General features: G+C 58.3%; 16 protein-coding genes. 12 read left to right on the top strand and 4 right to left on the bottom strand.

The window, feature by feature from the left end:
- Positions 1–4: 4 nt before the first annotated feature.
- The 7 genes from ISO4_RS05185 to ISO4_RS05155 all read left to right on the top strand — a co-directional run bounded on the left by ISO4_RS05185 (position 5) and on the right by ISO4_RS05155 (position 12,284).
- Positions 5–1,249 carry a restriction endonuclease subunit S gene (locus ISO4_RS05185; protein WP_228547928.1) on the top strand — a complete coding sequence of 415 codons (1,245 nt, stop codon included), beginning with the start codon at positions 5–7 and terminating at the stop codon, positions 1,247–1,249.
- On the top strand, positions 1,246–3,036 hold the full coding sequence (locus tag ISO4_RS05180) for a DUF262 domain-containing protein (protein ID WP_194855393.1): 1,791 nt from the start codon (positions 1,246–1,248) through the stop codon (positions 3,034–3,036). The genes ISO4_RS05185 and ISO4_RS05180 overlap by 4 nt, the downstream gene beginning before the upstream one ends.
- Positions 3,036–5,417 (top strand): DUF262 domain-containing protein, encoded by a 2,382-nt coding sequence (locus ISO4_RS05175; RefSeq protein WP_194855392.1) that lies wholly within the window; start codon positions 3,036–3,038, stop codon positions 5,415–5,417. Before ISO4_RS05180 ends, ISO4_RS05175 begins: the two co-directional genes overlap by 1 nt.
- Positions 5,414–6,880, top strand: a complete 1,467-nt coding sequence (locus tag ISO4_RS05170) for a Fic family protein (protein ID WP_194855391.1) — start codon at positions 5,414–5,416, stop codon at positions 6,878–6,880. Before ISO4_RS05175 ends, ISO4_RS05170 begins: the two co-directional genes overlap by 4 nt.
- 4 nt (positions 6,881–6,884) lie before the next feature.
- On the top strand, positions 6,885–9,998 hold the full coding sequence (locus ISO4_RS05165; RefSeq protein WP_194855390.1) for a type I restriction endonuclease subunit R: 3,114 nt from the start codon (positions 6,885–6,887) through the stop codon (positions 9,996–9,998).
- The gene (locus ISO4_RS05160; RefSeq protein WP_194855389.1) at positions 9,998–10,717 is read left to right on the top strand and encodes a M48 family metallopeptidase; all 720 of its coding nucleotides are present in this window, start codon (positions 9,998–10,000) and stop codon (positions 10,715–10,717) included. The genes ISO4_RS05165 and ISO4_RS05160 overlap by 1 nt, the downstream gene beginning before the upstream one ends.
- A 145-nt stretch (positions 10,718–10,862) precedes the next feature.
- Complete coding sequence (locus ISO4_RS05155) at positions 10,863–12,284, top strand: alkaline phosphatase PhoX (protein ID WP_194855388.1); 1,422 nt, start codon at positions 10,863–10,865, stop codon at positions 12,282–12,284.
- 43 nt (positions 12,285–12,327) lie between these two features.
- Here ISO4_RS05155 and ISO4_RS05150 read toward each other — a convergent pair whose 3' ends face one another.
- A complete protein-coding gene (locus ISO4_RS05150) occupies positions 12,328–13,059 on the bottom strand; it encodes a TetR/AcrR family transcriptional regulator (protein ID WP_194855387.1) in 732 nt (243 codons plus the stop codon).
- 127 nt (positions 13,060–13,186) lie between these two features.
- On the opposite strand from ISO4_RS05150, the gene ISO4_RS05145 reads away from it, so the two are divergent.
- The 3 genes from ISO4_RS05145 to ISO4_RS16960 are packed head-to-tail and all read left to right on the top strand — an operon-like array spanning position 13,187 to position 15,122.
- Positions 13,187–13,858: a hypothetical protein gene (locus ISO4_RS05145; RefSeq protein ID WP_194855386.1), complete on the top strand. Its 672-nt coding sequence runs from the start codon at positions 13,187–13,189 to the stop codon at positions 13,856–13,858.
- A gap of 13 nt (positions 13,859–13,871) precedes the next feature.
- Positions 13,872–14,687: an SDR family NAD(P)-dependent oxidoreductase gene (locus ISO4_RS05140; protein WP_194855385.1), complete on the top strand. Its 816-nt coding sequence runs from the start codon at positions 13,872–13,874 to the stop codon at positions 14,685–14,687.
- Between the two features lie 57 nt (positions 14,688–14,744).
- Positions 14,745–15,122: a hypothetical protein gene (locus ISO4_RS16960; RefSeq protein WP_228547927.1), complete on the top strand. Its 378-nt coding sequence runs from the start codon at positions 14,745–14,747 to the stop codon at positions 15,120–15,122.
- Position 15,123: 1 nt separating this feature from the next.
- On the opposite strand, the gene ISO4_RS05130 is transcribed toward ISO4_RS16960, so the two are convergent.
- Entirely contained in the window at positions 15,124–15,726 is a 603-nt protein-coding gene (locus ISO4_RS05130; protein ID WP_194855384.1) for a YqaA family protein, read from the bottom strand.
- Between the two features lie 141 nt (positions 15,727–15,867).
- On the opposite strand from ISO4_RS05130, the gene ISO4_RS05125 reads away from it, so the two are divergent.
- Positions 15,868–16,617: a lipid-binding SYLF domain-containing protein gene (locus ISO4_RS05125; protein WP_194855383.1), complete on the top strand. Its 750-nt coding sequence runs from the start codon at positions 15,868–15,870 to the stop codon at positions 16,615–16,617.
- 75 nt (positions 16,618–16,692) lie between these two features.
- Here the strand turns inward: ISO4_RS05125 and ISO4_RS05120 are convergent, their stop codons facing one another.
- Positions 16,693–16,833 (bottom strand): hypothetical protein, encoded by a 141-nt coding sequence (locus ISO4_RS05120; RefSeq protein ID WP_194855382.1) that lies wholly within the window; start codon positions 16,831–16,833, stop codon positions 16,693–16,695.
- Positions 16,834–16,847: 14 nt separating this feature from the next.
- On the bottom strand, positions 16,848–17,510 hold the full coding sequence (locus tag ISO4_RS05115) for a response regulator transcription factor (RefSeq protein ID WP_194855381.1): 663 nt from the start codon (positions 17,508–17,510) through the stop codon (positions 16,848–16,850).
- 151 nt (positions 17,511–17,661) lie between these two features.
- Between ISO4_RS05115 and ISO4_RS05110 the strand changes: the two genes are divergently transcribed.
- Positions 17,662–18,141 (top strand): CinA family protein, encoded by a 480-nt coding sequence (locus ISO4_RS05110; protein WP_194855380.1) that lies wholly within the window; start codon positions 17,662–17,664, stop codon positions 18,139–18,141.
- Positions 18,142–18,293 lie beyond the last annotated feature (152 nt).

Here is an 18,293-nt window from a genome sequence, read left to right as displayed (position 1 = left end):
GGCAATGGAAATTCGGGAAGTTTCGCCGGGGTATGCGTTGAAAGCGGCCAAGCCGGCGGTGCCGGAGGGGTATAAACAGACTAAAGTGGGAGCTATTCCAGAGGATTGGGAGTGTGAGAAGCTCGAAGCGTTTCTTTCTTTTATTTCGTATGGATTCACCAATCCCATGCCGACGGTTGAAAGTGGCATTTACATGGTTACCGCTGCAGATATTGGAGATGGTAGGATTCAGCTAGACACGGCAAGAATGACTTCGCTTCAGGCTTACAAAAATTTACTCACAGACAAAAGTAGACCGAGAAAAAACGACATTTTGCTAACTAAAGACGGAACTTTAGGTCGCCTTGCCGTTGTTGGCGAAGAAACTATTTGCATAAATCAATCAGTGGCAGTTATACGCACCAACCGAAAGGCCGACCCACTTTTTATCAAGTTTCTACTGGAAGGCAACAGCTATCAGAAACGAATGATTGAAGACGCAGGTGGATCAACGATCAAGCACATTTATATTACAATCGTTGATAAAATGCCGATCGGCTTGCCAAGCGATGTGAGCGAACAACGCGCCATCGCCACCGCCCTAAGCGACGTAGACGCCCTGCTCGAAGAACTGGACCGCCTGATCGCCAAAAAGCGCGACATCAAACAAGCCACCATGCAACAACTCCTCACCGGCCAAACCCGCCTGCCGGGGTTTGAGCAGGAGTGGGAAACTAAGCGTATTGGTGAGTTGCTAACAATTTGTCATGGAAGAAATCAGCACGAGGTCGAAGTGAAAGATGGCCAATTTCCTATTCTGGCAACCAGTGGAGTAATCGGCACTTCGAAGCACGCCTTATATAACCGGCCATCAGTATTGATTGGGCGAAAAGGGACGATTAATAAACCGAGGTATATGGCCACGCCTTTTTGGTCAGTTGATACATTATTCTACTCTGTTATTGAGGAAGATAACGACGCAAAGTACCTCTACTACCAGTTTTTGATGATTGACTGGCTTCAATACAACGAAGCATCCGGCGTTCCGAGCTTGAGTGCGCGAACAATCGAGAATATCGAAATTAACTGCCCTCAGCCTTTGGAGCAGCGAGCTATTTCTTCAGTCCTATCCGACCTAGACACTGAAATACAGTTTTTAGAGCAAAGCCGCACCAAAACCGCCGCCATAAAGCAGGCCATGATGCAGGATCTATTGACTGGTCGCATCCGGCTTATAGAAACAGAAGCTGTCGCGGAGGCAGGAGTATGAGTGATCAGCAGATCGCGCTTTGGTCCGTTAATGATCTACGTGCCGACTCCGACGGTGAAGCACGTCAGTTTTTCATTCCAGCCTATCAGCGAGGATTTCGCTGGTCTCCGCTTCAGGTGCAACAGCTGTTGGATGACATCCAGGAGTTTACGCAACGCCGAAATCCCCAGCCAGATGAATTCTATTGCCTACAGCCTTTGGTCATCAAAACGCGCCCTGAAACGGGCGATTTTGAAGTAGTTGACGGCCAGCAGCGCCTGACCACGCTTCTTCTGATACTGCGTCACTTCAATGAGCGCCTGGCCGAAAAGTTCCGTCAGACGCTATTCAATCTAAAATACGAGACCCGCTCAGAGCTTGATGCATTTTTGGACAACCCTGATGAAGATGCAGCCGGCCGGAATATTGACTTTTATCACCTTTATCACGCAATCAGTACCATTGAAGCCTGGTTTTCTGAGCGTGACAGCGAAGTTGAAAAAATCAAGGATGCGCTACTTAACCAAACCAAGGTCATCTGGTTCGAACTGGCGGTAGCGGATAACCCGGTTGAAGCGTTTACCCGTCTCAATGTAGGCAAAATACCGTTGACCAATGATGAGTTGATTCGGGCGCTATTTTTGCGTAGGACCGCTGGCTCCGATGACACCGAAGCTACCAGTACGCAGTTGCAGATCGCCTATGAGTGGGATCAAGTGGAGAAATCACTCCAATCTGATGCGTTCTGGTATTTTCTGAGCAACGAACCTGGGGCAGATCAGAGCCGCATTGGCTTCTTATTTGACCTAGTTGCCCAAGAAGAGGGGTTGATTCCGGGTTCGGAGCACGACGCCTATGCGGTCTTCTACGCCTTCAATCGGAAACTTAAAAAGGCTAACACAACACCGGAGGGAGAGTGGCGCAGGATCAAGCAGCGCTTTCTTATGCTGCAAGAGTGGTTCGAAAATCGTGTGCTCTACCACATGGTTGGCTTCTTAGTGAGCCAGGGAGTGTCGATTAGCGATATTCGAACAATTGCCGAGAATTGCACCAAGAGCGTTTTCGAGTCAGGTATTCGCAAGCAAATTTTCAAGCACACCATGGGTGAGGATATGCCGGGCCCACACGAGCGCGAGTCAATTCGTGAGTGCGTCGCCAACCGGCTGGAGGAGCTTTCTTATCTTTCCTCATCTGGACAGAGGGAAATTCGGGCAGTTCTGCTGCTGTTTAACTTAGCTACGATTCTGCAGAGCCGGCGCTCCAATCTGCGTTTTCAGTTTGACAGTTTCAAGCGAGAGCGCTGGGACATCGAGCATATTCGCTCCGTTACAGATGATCGGCCTGAGCGTCATCATGATCGTCGGCGATGGTTCGAGAATGCCTTTGGCTACCTGAAGTCACAGGGTGTAGAAACGCAGTTACAGGATAATATCCAAGAGTTCTTAAAGCTATCTCAGGGGGACGCCGCCAATGCCTTATTCGAGCGACTTTACCCTCGAGTACTTGACTATTTTCATGAAGCCTATGACGGGGATGCTGAGCATGGAATCTCGAACCTGACCCTGCTTGATGAAAGTACCAACCGAGGTTACAAGAATGCGGTCTTCGCCGTAAAGCGCCAGCGTCTTCTGGAGCTCGATCAGGCAGGCATTTTTGTGCCTCTGTGTACCCGCAATGTGTTCTTAAAGTGTTACAGCCCACAGGTGGATAACCTGATGTTCTGGAGTGAAGCTGATCGGAATGGTTATGTGTCGACCATTACCGACGTATTGGTTGATTTCTTCAGCGCAAATATGGAGTCGCTCTGATGAGTAGTATCGGCAGCCAGATCAATTACAAACAGTTGCTGGACCGGCACGGAACTATACGGGTGCCGATGATTCAGCGCGATTACGCGCAGGGGCGCCCTTCGGAAACAGAGGTGCGGGATGCTTTCTTAGACGCACTTGAGAGAGCGCTGCAAAAGCCTACCGGCGATCCGGCGCTGCCTCTGAATCTCGATTTTGTTTACGGCAGCGTCGAGGGTGGGGATGGTCAAACCCGTTTTACCCCTCTCGATGGCCAGCAACGGCTGACAACGCTTTATCTCTTGCACTGGTACTTGGCTTGGAGTGATGAAGCATGGACTACCTTTGAGAGGGTATTTCTTTGCAATGGCCGCTCCCGTTTCGCCTATAGCACAAGGCCTAGCAGCAATGAGTTTTTTGATGCATTGACATGTTATCGCCCCGGGTATGCGCCTGGTGATGTGTCAGACCTAGCAAAACTGATCGCCGACCAACCCTGGTATTTCCGGAGCTGGAGGCTCGATCCGACTATACAGTCGGTATTGCACATGCTGAATGCAATTCATCAGCGATTTGCCCTGTCTGAGGGGCTGTTTATGCGATTGCTGGATGAAAAGGCTCCGGCGATTACCTTTCAGTTGTTGGACCTGCGCAATTTCGGGCTATCCGATGATTTGTATATCAAGATGAACGCACGCGGTAAGCCACTTACTGCTTTTGAGATGTTCAAGGCACGTTATGAAGAAGAGCTAGCAGGTCAGCTTGAGGGCGAAACATTCGCTCTTGGAGGCCAGCAGTTTAACGCGGCTGAGTACGTTTCCCGCCGCTTAGATACCAACTGGGCCGACCTTTTCTGGAAGCATCGAAAAAAAGGAAGCGAACTGTATGACGATGCTTTCATGAATATATTTCGTATAGTGGCGCTGGTGAGTCGTACCCCTGAATCAGACCAATACTTGGATGATGTTGGAAAGCTACGGAAGGGCATTAATCCGCCCTCATACCATGATTTTCATACTCAGTGCTGGTTGGACGAGCCTTTTACGCGCTTCCTAGTTGGTCTTCTTGACACATGGTGTACCCCTAGTGGCGAGCTACGCCAGTTGTTGCCGGATACGCGCTATTTTAACGAGCCGGCTTTCTTTAGAAAGATCACTGTTGACGGCGCAAACTGTTCTTATGTCGAGCTAGTTCAGCTCGTGGCTTATACGCAGTTTATTTTGGCCCATGGCTCGGGCAGTGTCGACGCCTTTCAGGAGTGGATGCGTATCATCCGGAATCTGGTGGTGAATACTGCCTATAATCGACCCGATGACTTCAGGCGTAGCGTGCAGGGTGTAATGGTAATGCTGGAGCACACTAGTGACATCCTTACCCATATGGCTCAGTCAGAAAGACCAGTTACCGGGTTCAATGAGTTGCAGCTTGAGGAGGAGAAGGTTAAGGCGCAGTTGATTCTGGCCGACGACGGCTGGCGGCCGTTGCTCGATCGGGCTGAAGCTCATGGCTATTTCCGGGGCCAAGTCGGCTTCCTTCTGGAGTTCGCCGGAGTGACGGCAAAGTGTACTGACTCTGCGCCGGAAAGTTGGAGTAGCTCCGATCATGCTGATTACCAGGATGCTTTCTTAAGAGATTTGGAGTTGGCAGAAACCATGTTTTCGGCACAGGGGCTCTTAGATCCAGGCAAGTACCTCTGGCAAAGGGCACTCCTGACGTTGGGTGATTACCTACTTCCGAGCGGCCGAAACCGTTCTTTCGTAGTGAATGCTACAACCGAAGAGGCTAGTTGGAAGCGATTGCTCAGCGGCGCAGGCGCTCGTGCGAAAAGGTCGCGCGCTCTGCTCAAAACACTGTTCAGCAAGCTTTCGCCAGGAGTGGATCTTGCTGATCAGCTCAACAGTGTGATCGAAGGCGACAAAGCGTTAGAAGTCTGGCGTCAAGAGGCTGCTCACTGCCCTGCGGTATTGGATTACTGTGAGCGAAAAATGATTCGTATTGATGAGCGAGGCCATATCTATTTGCTAAAGCGGTCTCAGATGAATGGTGCACACGCAGAGCTTTTCACATTTTGTCTCTACAAGCAGCTTAGCGCCGGAGGAATCAAGCTGTCTTCGCTCAGGGCCGACTATCAATCTGTTAATGACACCTATTCCGAGCCGCATATTAGTCTGTCCTCTGACCAACTGAATGTATTGCTGACAATCGAAATTGGGCTAGGAGAGAATGAGTATCTGGTTTATTTGCCTATACCAGACGATGTGGCTCTTGCAGGGATCTTTTTAAAGTCGCAGTTCGAAGAGGTGGAAGGCCGCTATCAGCGCACGGTCGATCGAGCATTGATAGTGGATTTTCTCCAAGAACTGGATACAGAGATTGAAGCACACCCCAGAGGGGTGGCATGAATATTTCGGAACTCACCAGCATTCTTTCGTGTGGCGAAGACAGCCGCCACCAGTTCAAACGCAATGCCACCAACGCCGATGGCCTTGCCGCCGAACTGGCCGCCTTTGCCAATAGCGGCGGGGGCTGGCTGTTTCTGGGCGTCAATGACGACGGCTCCATCGCGGGCCTGGATGGCGCCGCGATTCGTCGGCTGAATCAGTTGGTTAGCAATGCGGCCTCTCATAACGTTCGTCCGCCTGTGCATCCGCTTAGCGAGAACGTGCAGACGGATCAGGGGATTGTGATGGTGGTGGAGGTGCCCGATGGGCTGGCCAAGCCCTACCTGGATAACCAGGGCCGTATCTGGGTCAAGCAGGGTTCGGACAAGCGCCATGTCACCTCCCGGGAGGAAATGCAGCGCATGTTCCAGCGCTCCGGGCTGGTTTACGCCGATGTAGTGCCAGTCGCGGGTACGTCAGTCGAGGATATCGACGAGAAGGCCTTTGCCAACTACTTCAACCGCCGCTATGGCGAGAGCAGTGAATACGCCGGGCTCACCCGCGAGCAGTTGCTGCAGAACCTGGGCCTGGGCGATGGCCGGGAGCTGAATCTGACCGGGCTGATACTGTTTGGCCGCACCCCCCAGCGCTGGCGCCCGGCCTTTGAAGTGAAGGCGGTGGCCTTCCCCGGCACGGCCTTGCACGATACCCGCTACCTGGACAGTGAGGACATCAAGGGCACCCTGCTGGAGCAGTTCCGGGGCGCCTTCGCCTTTATCAAGCGCAACCTGCACCATGTGCAGCACGGGCGCGGCTTCAACACTCTGGGCGAGCTGGAGATTCCCGAAACCGCGCTGGAAGAGCTGCTGGTCAATGCTCTGATCCACCGGGACTACTTCACCAGTGCCTCCATTCGCCTGATGGTCTTCGCCGACCGGGTCGAGATCGTCAGCCCCGGCCACCTGCCGGACAGCCTGAGCCCGGAGGATATCCGCCGAGGCAAGACCATCCGCCGCAACCCCACGCTCACCGAGCACGCGAGCCATATTCTGCCCTATCGCGGCATGGGCAGCGGCATCCCCCGCGCCCTGGAAGCCTGGCCCCGCATCGATCTGCTGGACGACCCGGCGGGCAATCAGTTCACGGCCGTGGCTTGGCGACCAGAGGCGGAGTGGCGCTCAGGAGCGGGTGGCGACCAAGTGACCGACCAAGTGACCGACCAAGTGACCGACCAAGTGCCTCCCGAGATCGGGCGTCTGCTGATGGCGATGGAAGGTGAAATGAAGAGAGCGGAGTTACAGGAAGCGCTGGGCCTGAAGCATACCCCGCATTTCAGAGATGCCTACCTTCGCCCGGCGCTGGAAGCCGGGCTGGTCGAGCTGACGATACCGGACAAACCCAATAGTCGTTTGCAAAAATACCGCCTGACGACCACTGGCAACGCCTGGCTGCAACAGCACAACAATATAAAGAATAAGGGATAGCCGTATGAGCCTGACAACCCGCCCGGAACGCCTGACCCAGAATCGTGTGGTCGCGATGTTTACGCGGCCTGAAAAAGACGGCGGGCTGGGCTATCGGTATCTCGGTGACTGGAGCAAGCGCGAGAATAACCGCCCCATCGAGCCCGAGCTGCTGCGCACCAACCTGAAGGCGCGGGGTTACTCGGACGCCCATATCGCCTCGGCCCTGCAGAAGTTGGAAGCGGCCGCCGATGTCACCGGGGTGGGCCTCTACCAGGCCAATATGCGCACCTACAACCTGCTGCGCTACCCGGTGAAGGTGCTGCTGGCGCCGGGCAAGCCTCATGAAGATGTGCATCTGATCGACTGGGATCACCCGGAAAGCAATGATTTTGCCCTGGCCGAGGAAGTCACGCTCAAGGGTGGACATGAACGGCGTCCGGATATTGTACTGTATTTGAATGGGATCGCCGTGGCGGTGATCGAGCTCAAGCGCAGCTCTGTGGAGGTGGGCGACGGGGTACGCCAGCTTCGCACCAATCAGGAACCTTTATTCAATGAAGGGTTTTTCACGACCTCGCAACTGCTGCTGGCGGGCAGCGACTCCCAAGGGTTGCGCTACGGCACCACCGGTACCCCGGAGCAATTCTTTGTGCAGTGGAAGGACGAAGAGCGCCCCGATGAGATCGGCCCCGGCTCGCTGTTGGATCGGCCTCTGGCTCACCTCTGCCGTAAAGAGCGGCTGCTGGACCTGATCCGCAACTTCGTGATCTTCGATGCTGGGCAGAAGAAGGTGCCGCGTCCGCATCAGTATTTTGGTATCAAGGCGGCGCAGGAGCGCGTTGGCAAGCGCGAGGGCGGAGTGATCTGGCATACCCAGGGCAGCGGCAAGAGCATTCTGATGGTGCTGTTGGCCAAATGGCTGCTCGAGTACGATCCGGAGGGCCGCATTTTGGTGGTCACCGACCGGGACGAACTGGATCAGCAGATCGTCGGCGTGATGCGTAACGCCGGCGTGGTGGGCGAGGATGCGCCTTCCCCGCGCATTACCTCTCGTGCCCAGTTTGTGGAAAAACTCGGCGCCAGTACACCGCGCCTGCTGTGCGCGCTGGTACACAAATTCAATCCCTCCGACTTCAAGGGTGACCCGCCGCCGGTACACGGGCGTTTTTACGTTTTTGTGGACGAGTGCCACCGCACCCAAGGCGGCTATCTGAACAAGCAGATGAAGCGCTGGCTGGCGGATGCTCTATTTATCGGCTTTACCGGCACGCCCCTGCTACGTAAGGACAAGCAGACCACCCGCGAAGTGTTCGGCACCTACATTCACACCTACAAGTTCCCCGAGGCGGTGGCGGACAAGGTGGTGCTGGACTTGAAATACGAGGCCCGGGATGTACCCCAGCGACTGACCTCCAGGACGGCCGTGGACACCTGGTTTGAGAATGCGACCAAGAATCTGAACAACTATCAGAAGGCTGTGCTTCGTAATAAATGGGCCACTCTGGAACACCTGATGAGTGCCAAGGAGCGTAAGGAGCGCATCATTGCCAATATCATCGAGGATTTCAGCCTCAAACCGCGCCTGAACAACAATCGGGGTACGGCGATGCTGGTGGTGGCTTCCATCTACGATGCCTGCCATTACTTCCGCCTGCTCCACAGCACCAGCTTCGGCAAGTACTGCGGCGTCATCACTTCCTATGACCCGAACCACAACGCGATTTCCCGTGAATCGGAAGACAGCGATGAGCGTTTCAAGTTTGATACCTACAAGCAGTACGTATTGAAGGATAGCCAGTCCACCAAGCAATACGAGAATGAAATGAAGCGCCGTTTCAGGGAGGAGCCGGCCAACTGCAAGCTGCTGATTGTGGTGGGCAAACTGCTGACCGGTTTTGATGCGCCTACCTGCACGTACATCTATTTAGACAACGAGCTGCACGACCACAACCTGTTCCAGGCCATCTGCCGCACCAACCGGCTGGACGGCGATGACAAAGACTACGGGCATATCGTCGACTTCAAACAACTGTTTGGCGACGTGCAGGAAGCTATCGCCGTGTACAGTTCGGACGAGCTGGACCTGGATGACGGCGGCGTGGCGGAGAATAACATTGAGCTGAAGGACTGGTTGAAAGAGGGCAGGGATAAGTTGGACAACGCCCGGGAGGAATTGCACTACCTCTGCGAGCCGGTGCCGCCGCCCAAGGAGATTGAGCAGCACATTCACTACTTCTGTGGCGAGGCCTACAATCCGGAGGCGCTGGATAACACCGAGACCCTGCGGATTTCTTTTTATAAGCACGTTACCGGTTTCGTGCGGGCCTTTTCCAATATCGCCCAGCACCTGGATGAAGCGGGCTATTCCGAAAAGCACATCCAGCGTTTGAACGACGAAGTGGCGTTCTATAGTGAGGTGCGCGACGCAATTAAACACCACTCCGGCGAAGAACTGGACATCAAGCCGTTTGAAGCCGATATGCGCCACCTGATCAATACCTATGTTCAAGCCGATTCGGCGGATAAGATGGGTTCGGTGGATACCTATTCCCTGGTGGAGTTAATCGTGGAGACCGGCATCCACGATGCCATTGCCCAAAAGCTTAATGCCAAGGGTAAGATGTCGAACAACGCGGTGGCCGAAGGCATAATCAACAATGTGCGTAAAACCATCATCCGTGAACAGCTTACCGACCCGCGGTTTTATGAGCAGATGTCCACGCTGTTGAATGACCTGATTGAAGATTGGCGTGGTGAGACGGCGTCCTACAAGCAGTTTTTGGAGCGGGCGGAAGCTTTGGTTCGAACCGTGGCGCAGGGTCATAACACCGATGAGGCTCCCCAAGAGCTCGTCGGCAACCGTGCGGCTCTGGTGCTGTATAAAAATCTTCCGACTATTCTACCGGCTTCACCTGATCAACCTAAAGTTGCTGAGGAGCCAGGCGGTTATATGGATCCACTGGTTCGCATGACCCTGAGAGTGGATGCCGCTATGCGGGAACAAACGCCCGCCAACTGGAAGGGCGATGAAGTCAAGGAGCGCCAGGTACAGAACGTATTGTATGACGTTTTGGATCGTGATCGTGAGACTACAAAGGCGGTGTTCGAGCTGGTCAGAAATTTGAAAGGGTACTAATGACGGAAACCATCGAACTCGGCGACATCCGCATTCTGATTCACCGTAAGGTGGTCCGTAACGTGCATTTATCCGTCCACCCGCCCAGCGGTAGAGTCACGATGGTGACTCCGATGGCGACTCGCGCGGAAGTCGCCCGTGCCTATGCCATTTCCCGATTGAACTGGATTCGTAGCCAACAGACCAAGCTCAAGAAACAGGCCCGCGAAACGCCCAGGCAGTACGTTACGCGAGAAAGCCACTATCTGTGGGGGCGGCGCTACCTTCTGGACGTGGTCGAAAGTAAAGCCCGGCCAGGGGTGAGTCTTGATCATAAGCGTGTCACGTTAAAGGTGAAGCCCGGAAGTGACACGGAAAGCCGCGCCCGAATCATGCACGCTTGGCATAAAAGGTTGTTGCACGAGGCTGTACCGCCCCTAATCGCCAAGTGGGAAGCTAAGCTGGATGTCACCGTCGCGAAGTACTATCTGCAACGTATGAAGACGAAGTGGGGTAGTTGTAATCACCGGGCCGGGAATATCCGTTTGAATACCGAGCTGGTGAGAAAGCCTAAAGACCTGCTTGAGTACATTCTCGTTCACGAAATGGCTCACCTGATTGAGCCGACCCACAATGAGCGATTTGTCACTATTCTGGATAAGCACTATCCCAATTGGCGTGAAGCCAGGGACGACCTGAACGCGCTGCCCCTCGCTGACGAAAGCTGGCGAACCGCTTAGTCCGAGCCGAAAGATCGCTCGTTTCTCTGTTACATAAACTCTCAGATAGCCAACACGAACTCAACCGGAACCGGCGTCCCACCCCATCCCGCTGTCATGTTCCCCGCCTAGCCTGTTTCGCACTTCAATCAGTGCGAAGAGAACCATGGCGATTTCACGCAGAATCATGTTGCAGATGATGTTCCTGGGCGGCGGCGCGGCGGTGCTCACCGCCTGTGGGGGCGGCTCCTCCGGCAGTGCGCCGGCAAGTGGCGGCGGGGGAGAAGGGCCGCGTGATCCGGCTCCCGGGCCGCCGGTGGACCCGGGGCCGGCGCCCCTGCCGCCGGCCCGGGAGTTGCCGTTGCGAGCCGGGCCGCTGGCGGACATCGGCCCGCTGGTCGACTCCGGGGTGGATAGCGTGCTGATTCCCGAGGGGTTTTCCCTGCGTCTGGTGGCCACGGCGGGGCGCCAGCCGGTGCCGGGCCTGCCGCTGTTTCTGTGGCACCCGTTGCCAGACGGTGGCGCGGTGTTCCCGATGGCGGACGGCGGCTGGGTGTATGTGTCCAACAGTGAGTTTTTGCCCGGCGGGGTGGGGGCGCTGCGCTTCGGTGCCGATGGCGAGCTGCTGGATGCCTATCCGATTCTCAAGAACACGCGTATCAACTGCGCCGGTGGCGCCACGCCCTGGGGCACCTGGTTGTCCTGTGAAGAGATTGAGGACGGTGAAGTCTACGAGTGCGACCCTATTGGCACGCCGCGCCAGGCGCAATCCTACCCGGCGCTGGGGCGGTTCAAGCACGAGGCCGCCGCCGTGGACCTGGAGACCAACACGGTGTTCATGACCGAGGACGAGGGCCACGGTCGTTTTTACCGGTTCGTGTCCCACGGCCGGGTCAGTGCGATCAACGGCAACCAGGGTCTGGATCTGGATAACGGCGTGCTTCAGGTGCTGGAGGTGGAAGGCTTCGAGAGTGGGGCTTATATGGAAGATCTGGCCGCCGCTCGTGAGATTCATCGGGTGCGCTGGGTGGACGTGCAATCCCCGGACCGGCCTCAGAGCCAGGTGCGTTCGGACATTGAAAACAGTACCGGGCAGGGCGCGCCGGGTACGCGCTTCAAGGGCGGCGAGGGGCTGTGGATGCAGTACTGGCCCGAGGGTGAGCAACAGACCGTGTCCGGCTACGAACACCCGCTGCGCGCGGTGGCGTTTTTTGCTTGCAAGGGTGACAACCGGGTCTACGCCCTCGACGTGGACAACGACCTGATCGAGGTGGTGTTCGACAACGACCAGTTGGCGGCGGTGGACGAGCCGGCCTTCGACGACGTGGACAACCTGGTGGTGAGCCCGGCCGGCGATGTGGTGGTGGCCGAGGACGGTGACGCCATGCGCCTGATGGTGATGGTGCCCAATCAGCCGGCCAGGATTTTGCTGCAAATCCCCGGTGGCGGCAGCGAACTCACCGGGCCGGCGTTCACGCCGGACGGCTCAAGGTTGTATTTCAGTTCCCAGCGGGCGCCGTCCGGCGTTACCGGTCTGCTGCCCCTGGGGCGCACCTACGAGCTGACCGTGCCGGAGGGGTTCCGGTGATCTACCTGGCGGAGTGCCATGATTCGGCGGCTGCTAACCGCTGCTAACCGCCGCCGGAAGGCCACGGATCGCCGGTACCGGGTGCGTCCAAGGCGCGCCCGATGCCCCGGCTTTGGGAAAGCGAGACGGCGCTGTCGCCAACGGCCACCCAGAAACAGGCGATATCCTCGACAAACTCCTCACGGCTGACCACGACATCGGCGTCCAGCCAGGACATCACGGCTTCGATGGTGCCGCCCACCAGCAGCGCGGACCCGACATGGGCGATGGGCAGGGGCTCGCCAGCCTGATGGTATTGGAGGCTGAAGGTGGAGAGCACCCGCGCCATTTTCCGGATGACCGTTTTGCGCTGTTCCAGAGCCTGAGGATTCTCCGAGGCCGAGGAAAACAGCAACCGGGTTCGGGCGGGCTCGTCCACCATCCAGCCGATACAGCGATCAAGCACCTGGCGGGCGAGTGCCGGGGTGTCCATGCCTTCTTGCCAGCCACTCAGCGCGGCGTTCTGGCCGATACCGATGAGTTCTTCCGCCAGGTCGTCGACCAGCGCGGCGGCCATGGCATCCAGGCTGTCAAAGCTTTCGTAGAAGTAGCGTTTGTTCAACCCGGCCTGGGCGCAAAGCTTGTGGATGGTGAGTTTTCTCCAGCCCTCGGCGGCGATGATCTGATACGCCTGGCTCAGCAGTTGTTGACGCCGGGCATGGATCCGGGACGCCGCTGATTGCCCCTGGAAAGGACGAGTGGGGTAGGCCATGAGCTGAATTTCCTGTTCGATCAACGACTTATGGTAACAGCAAGAAAATCGGCCAAGCCAGTCTTGACCTCCGAGCAGGACGGATTCTATTCTTGGTACATGACTGTACCAAGAGTGATTTGTAACCGCCAACGCGATACAAGGAGTGACCATGCAAGCGCAAGCTACGCTTAAACAGGCGTCCACGGTGCCCGCGCCGGTGTCGGACGAGCAACGTCTGGAACAACTGAGAGCCCAGGCCGGGAGCAATCCGGATCTGGCCAAAGAGGCGGCCTGGGCGTTGCTCGGGGAGCTCCAGGACGAGTCCCAGTTTCATCGCCTGCCCTGGTTGTTTGCCCAGGGCAAGGGTGACGCCGACGCGCCGAACGGGGACACCGAGGGGATGGTGATGAACCTGCACGGTTCCTTCCTGATGCGGACGCTGAACCGAGCCGTTCTGCTGGGGCAGCTTCTGGGGCGCATGGGTTGGACCGGTAAAACCTTCAACCCGGAAACCGGTACCGGTTACAACCGGGTTACCGCCTCCACTTACGTTCCCGCCCGGCTCGCCATGCCGCATTACAAGCTGCAAAAGCAGGGCAGGGAGTTGCTCGGGTTCGACTTTCACCACCGTATCGACACTTCCCCGGTAGCGCCTCATTTGCAGGTTCGCGGGATCACCTATGACGAGCCGTCTTTCAATAATCCGCTGATTCTTCCGAAAGTGCGTGATGAGATCGTGGAAATCGTGCCGGACGTCTTTCTGGGTCGGGTGGTGTACCGGGCCAAGCACGGTTGGGACGTCGTCGGCTATTTTGCGCTTCGTTATCCTTTCGTGCGCTAGGGAGTGTTGATCAATGCCCATCACACTGAATGGCGCGGTCGCCTGTGTCACGGGCGGCGGCAGAGGCATCGGGGAAGCCGCGGTCAGAGCGCTGGTCGATCAAGGGGCCCGCGTGGTGATCGGCGACATCGATCTGGCGGCGGCGCAAGCGGTGGCGGCGTCCCTGTCCGGCGTGCAGGCGGTAAAGCTGGATGTGGCCGATCCCGATTCGTTTGAGGAATTTTTGAAGGTGGCGCGGGAAATGGGGCCGGTGGATTTGCTGGTGAATAATGCCGGCATCATGCGTACCGGCGCGTTCGTCACTCTGGATCCGGCGTCGCTGCACCGGGAAATGGCGATCAATGTGGGCGGTGTGATCAATGGCATGCGGCTTGTGCTGCCGGAAATGCAGCAGCGGCGTTACGGGCACATTGTGAATGTGTCCTCCATGGCGGGAAAAATGACCTGCTCGGGGGCCGCCGTTTACACCGCGAGCAAGTTCGCGGTCGCCAGCCTGTCACGCACGGTGCGTGCTGAAATCGCGGGTTACGGCGTGTCGATCACCACGGTGATGCCGTCCGTGGTCGATACCGACCTGACCGCGGGTATGAACATCCGTGGTATTCCCAAGGCCCGGCCTTGCGAGATCGCCGCGGAAGTGGTCGCGTCCTGTCGTCATGGTCAGCCGGAAGTGACCATGCCGAAATGGTTGTTTCCGATTGGCGCCATCGAGCAGGCCCTGCCTGAACGGCTGGGGCACTGGGTTAAGCGAATGGCGGGCGCGCAGGAGCGCATTGCCCCGGATAACGCGCGGACCCGGAAATATCAGGAGCGGGTGTCGCGCTCCTGACCGGTTGCGAAACGACAACGAAACGACGCCCCGTCCCCGCTTCACCGGAGCGTCATAATGCTGGACGCCTATCCGATCCTGCGGAACACCCGGATCAATAGCACCGGCGCGGGGGCGCCCGGCACCCGCTTCAAGGGCGGCGAGGGCATCTGGATCCAGTTCTGGCCGGAGGGGGCCCGGGACACCGTGTCCGGCTACGATGTCGACAATCTGGTGGTCAGCCCCGCCGGCGACGCGATGCGACTGATGGTGCCCAACCAGCCGGCCAGAATCCTGCTGCAGGTGCCCGGCGGCGGCAGCGAGCTCACCGGTCCCGCGTTTACCCCGGACGGTTCACGACTGTACTTCAGCTCGCAGCGGGGGCCGTCCGGCTTACTCGGACTCTCGAGCCTGGGCCGTACCTATGAACTGACCGTGCCGGAGACGTTCCGGTGACCTACATCACTGCCCGGGCTAGCGCCTGCAGGCCCAGTGCCGCGCCCAGCACCACCGCGCCAGCCACCAGACTGGTTACCACCGCGTGGCGTCGCCACCGTTCTTCCACACGGGGCCCGAACCGCCACACCAGCCAGGCCAGGCCGTAATAGCGAAGGCCGCGCGCGATCAACGCCGCCAGCACGAACAGCGCGACCGGATAGCCGGACAGGCCGGCGGTGATCATGGCGACCTGGAAGGGGATCGGCAGAATGCCCAGGGTGAGGATGGCGATAAAACCGTATTGGTCGAAGAAGCCCTGGTAGGCCTGGTAGGCGTCCTGCATGCCCAGGGTGTCGATGAACCAGGTGCCGACCGATTGGTAGAGCGCCATGCCCACGCCGTAGCCCACCAGCGAAGCGGCCAGGCAGCCGGCGGTGGTGACGGTGGCGATACGCCAGAGGCGCTGGCGGTTGAGGGCCATCAGCGGGATCAGCACCAGCTCGATGGGCACCGGCAGGATGATGGTCTCCAGGAAGGAGAGGGCGGCGAGCAGCCAGAGCATGTGCCTGGAGCCGTTGAGCCTTTCGAACCATCGTCGTGCGCGGTTGGGTGTGGAGGTCATGGTATCGGGGTTTTCTGTTAAGGAATGAAAAACCGACTCGGATTAGCACACCGCGGCCGCCGACCACGGGTTATCCCGTATTTGCACTGTCGGACTGGCGTCCTAGCGTGGGGGTTCCTCATCAAGGAAGGAGAGAGAACCATGAAGATAGCAATGATCACAGCGACCTCATTGGCATTGGCGTCGCTCACGGCGGCGGTTAGCGCCAACCAGACCGGCCGGGACGTGGATGACGCGGAGACCATGCAGAATACGCAAAGCATGGATCATATGGAGGACCAGGCGTCCAACCTGGAGACCGAAGGCGAGCGCCACGATACCCGGGAAGTGCTCAACGAATCACAGAAGGTGCTGCAAAACATGAAGCGCGAGGAAGGCATGGACGCCGCGCTGGAGCAGGCCAAGGGCGTGTTCCTGGTGCCCGATTTCGGGCGTGGTGCCTTCGTGTTCGGTGGCCGCGGCGGTCAGGGCGTGGTGCTGACCAAGCAAGGCGGCGACTGGAACGGCCCGGCGTTCTTCAACTTCGGCGCGGTCAGCGCCGGTGCCCAGGGTGGTGTCGCCGCCGGTGAGGTGGCGATGCTGCTGATGACCGATAAGGCTGTGGAATCCTTTAAGCAGGATCACAACTTCGCGCTCAACGCGGACGCCGGCCTGACACTGCTGGACTGGTCCAACGCGGCCCAGGGCAGCTATGGCAAAGGCGATGTGCTGTTCTGGAGCAGCACCGAAGGCCTGTTCGCGGGCGGTGCCATCAGCGTCAGCGACGTGTTCGCCGACGACGAAGCCAACCAGGAGTACTACACCCGCGCCACCACCGTCGAGGCGATCCTGGAAGGCGAAGTGGAAGACGATAGCGAGGACGCCGGCGCGTTGAAGACGATGTTGCCCTGATCGCAACCGGCAACCATCAGAGGCCCATAAAAAACCCCGCCATCGGCGGGGTTTTTTATCGCTGGGCGCCGGTGCTCAGGGGCTCATGACCACCTTGATACAACCGTCCTGTTTGGCGTTGAAGTCCGCGTCGGCCTGGGCGGCGTCCGCCGTGTTGGGGTTGCTGGTTTCGCACAGCGAATACCGCCGTTCGGCAGATGCCAGCAGCGGTTCCATAGGTGAAAGGCCAGCTAGTCCGTGCGCTGGCGGTTGCCTACAGGGCGTTCGAGCAGATACAGCTTCACCACTTCGGCCACCGAGCCGGCGCCCATTTTGTGCATCATATGGGCGCGGTGCAGTTCCACGGTTTTCGGCGAGATCGACAGTGCCTCGGCGATACCTTTATTGGACAACCCCGACACCACCGCCTCCAGGGTTTCCCGCTCGCGGGGTGTCAGCCGGGCGAGACGTTCGCGCAGCGCCTGCCGGGCGGCCTGGCGGACCTTGCGGCGGCGGTCCCGGGCGATGGCCTGTTGCACCGTTTCGATCAGGGTGTCGTCATCGATAGGGCTGGCGAGGAAATCCTCGGCGCCGGCGTGCATCGCCCCGACCGCCGCGCTGACCCGGGGACTGTCGCCCAGGAAAATCACCGACAGCGTAGAGCCTGCTTCCCTCAGGCGTTGCTGGGTTCGCAGACCCGCCATCCCCGGGGTGCGCAGGGCCACCAGAACGCAGCCGGGCCGGTCATCAACGAGACGCAGCAGCAGATCGTCGGCGTCCCGGTAGTCCCGGCAGGGCGGGTAGGCGCGGCGCAGCACGCGGTCGAGACGATCGCGGGCGCCCGGGTCCTCGTCGACCAGGTGAATGACGCTTTCCATGGAGACCCTTGGCGTAGTGCCGTTCGCGGTTGTCACGGTAGTGCTCCTTCACTAGCGTCGGTGCCCCCGGGAATAGCACAGCCGTCACCGGTCTTGGAAGGTGGCGGAGCCCCCAGGGCGCTGGGAAGCAAACCGGAAGTCGTCCATCATGGAGGCCGTAATCACAGGCTTTGGCGAGGTTAAGAGCATGCAAGGACTGGCGAATCAAGCCCGCGAGTTAGGCAAGATTTTACAACAGCGGCGGCTTTCCGTAGTCACGGCGGAGTCCTGCACCGGCGGCGGCATCGCTCGCCTGCTGACCGACGAGCCGGGGGCCTCGAGCTGGTTCGAGCGCGGCTTCGTGACCTATTCCAATCTGTCCAAGGAGGAAATGCTGGGCGTGCCGCGCTCCCTTCTGGAAACCCGCGGCGCGGTCAGCGAAGAGGTGGTGCTGGCGATGGCGCGGGGCGCCTTGGCGCACTCCAACGGCGACGTCAGTATTTCGGTAAGCGGCGTGGCCGGCCCGGACGGCGGCTCAGCGGAGAAGCCGGTGGGCACGGTGTGGATCGGCTGGGGCCTGGGCGAGGACATCGCCGAGGCGCAACACTTCCTGTTCCCCGGCGACCGCGACGAGGTGCGTAACCGCAGCATGCTGGCGGCCCTGGAGGGGCTGATCGAGCGCCTGTGAGGCGCGCGGATTTGTTCCTTCGCGGGGACGTGTATCATGGCGACCATCGTCACGCCCGCAGTGGGGGTTGCACCCTGCACAAACACTGCCCATAATGCTGTCCAGAAAGACAGTGCTGGCCATCGGGTCAGTTTCTGTGCCAATGGATGGAA

Source organism: Alloalcanivorax venustensis ISO4 (genome assembly GCF_015356855.1).
Classification (GTDB): Bacteria; Pseudomonadota; Gammaproteobacteria; order Pseudomonadales; family Alcanivoracaceae; genus Alloalcanivorax; species Alloalcanivorax venustensis.
The sequence above is the reverse complement of the archived record's forward strand: the minus strand, read 5'-3'. Positions and strand labels throughout refer to the sequence as shown.

What these genes read in the sequence shown, in the direction of transcription:
- ISO4_RS05185 (WP_228547928.1), top strand. Translation starts at nt 5, where the DNA reads ATGGAAATTCGGGAAGTTTCGCCGGGGTATGCGTTGAAAGCGGCCAAG.
- ISO4_RS05180 (WP_194855393.1), top strand. Translation starts at nt 1,246, where the DNA reads ATGAGTGATCAGCAGATCGCGCTTTGGTCCGTTAATGATCTACGTGCC.
- ISO4_RS05175 (WP_194855392.1), top strand. Translation starts at nt 3,036, where the DNA reads ATGAGTAGTATCGGCAGCCAGATCAATTACAAACAGTTGCTGGACCGG.
- ISO4_RS05170 (WP_194855391.1), top strand. Translation starts at nt 5,414, where the DNA reads ATGAATATTTCGGAACTCACCAGCATTCTTTCGTGTGGCGAAGACAGC.
- ISO4_RS05165 (WP_194855390.1), top strand. Translation starts at nt 6,885, where the DNA reads ATGAGCCTGACAACCCGCCCGGAACGCCTGACCCAGAATCGTGTGGTC.
- ISO4_RS05160 (WP_194855389.1), top strand. Translation starts at nt 9,998, where the DNA reads ATGACGGAAACCATCGAACTCGGCGACATCCGCATTCTGATTCACCGT.
- ISO4_RS05155 (WP_194855388.1), top strand. Translation starts at nt 10,863, where the DNA reads ATGGCGATTTCACGCAGAATCATGTTGCAGATGATGTTCCTGGGCGGC.
- ISO4_RS05145 (WP_194855386.1), top strand. Translation starts at nt 13,187, where the DNA reads ATGCAAGCGCAAGCTACGCTTAAACAGGCGTCCACGGTGCCCGCGCCG.
- ISO4_RS05140 (WP_194855385.1), top strand. Translation starts at nt 13,872, where the DNA reads ATGCCCATCACACTGAATGGCGCGGTCGCCTGTGTCACGGGCGGCGGC.
- ISO4_RS16960 (WP_228547927.1), top strand. Translation starts at nt 14,745, where the DNA reads ATGCTGGACGCCTATCCGATCCTGCGGAACACCCGGATCAATAGCACC.
- ISO4_RS05130 (WP_194855384.1), bottom strand. Translation starts at nt 15,726, where the DNA reads ATGACCTCCACACCCAACCGCGCACGACGATGGTTCGAAAGGCTCAAC.
- ISO4_RS05125 (WP_194855383.1), top strand. Translation starts at nt 15,868, where the DNA reads ATGAAGATAGCAATGATCACAGCGACCTCATTGGCATTGGCGTCGCTC.
- ISO4_RS05120 (WP_194855382.1), bottom strand. Translation starts at nt 16,833, where the DNA reads ATGGAACCGCTGCTGGCATCTGCCGAACGGCGGTATTCGCTGTGCGAA.
- ISO4_RS05110 (WP_194855380.1), top strand. Translation starts at nt 17,662, where the DNA reads ATGCAAGGACTGGCGAATCAAGCCCGCGAGTTAGGCAAGATTTTACAA.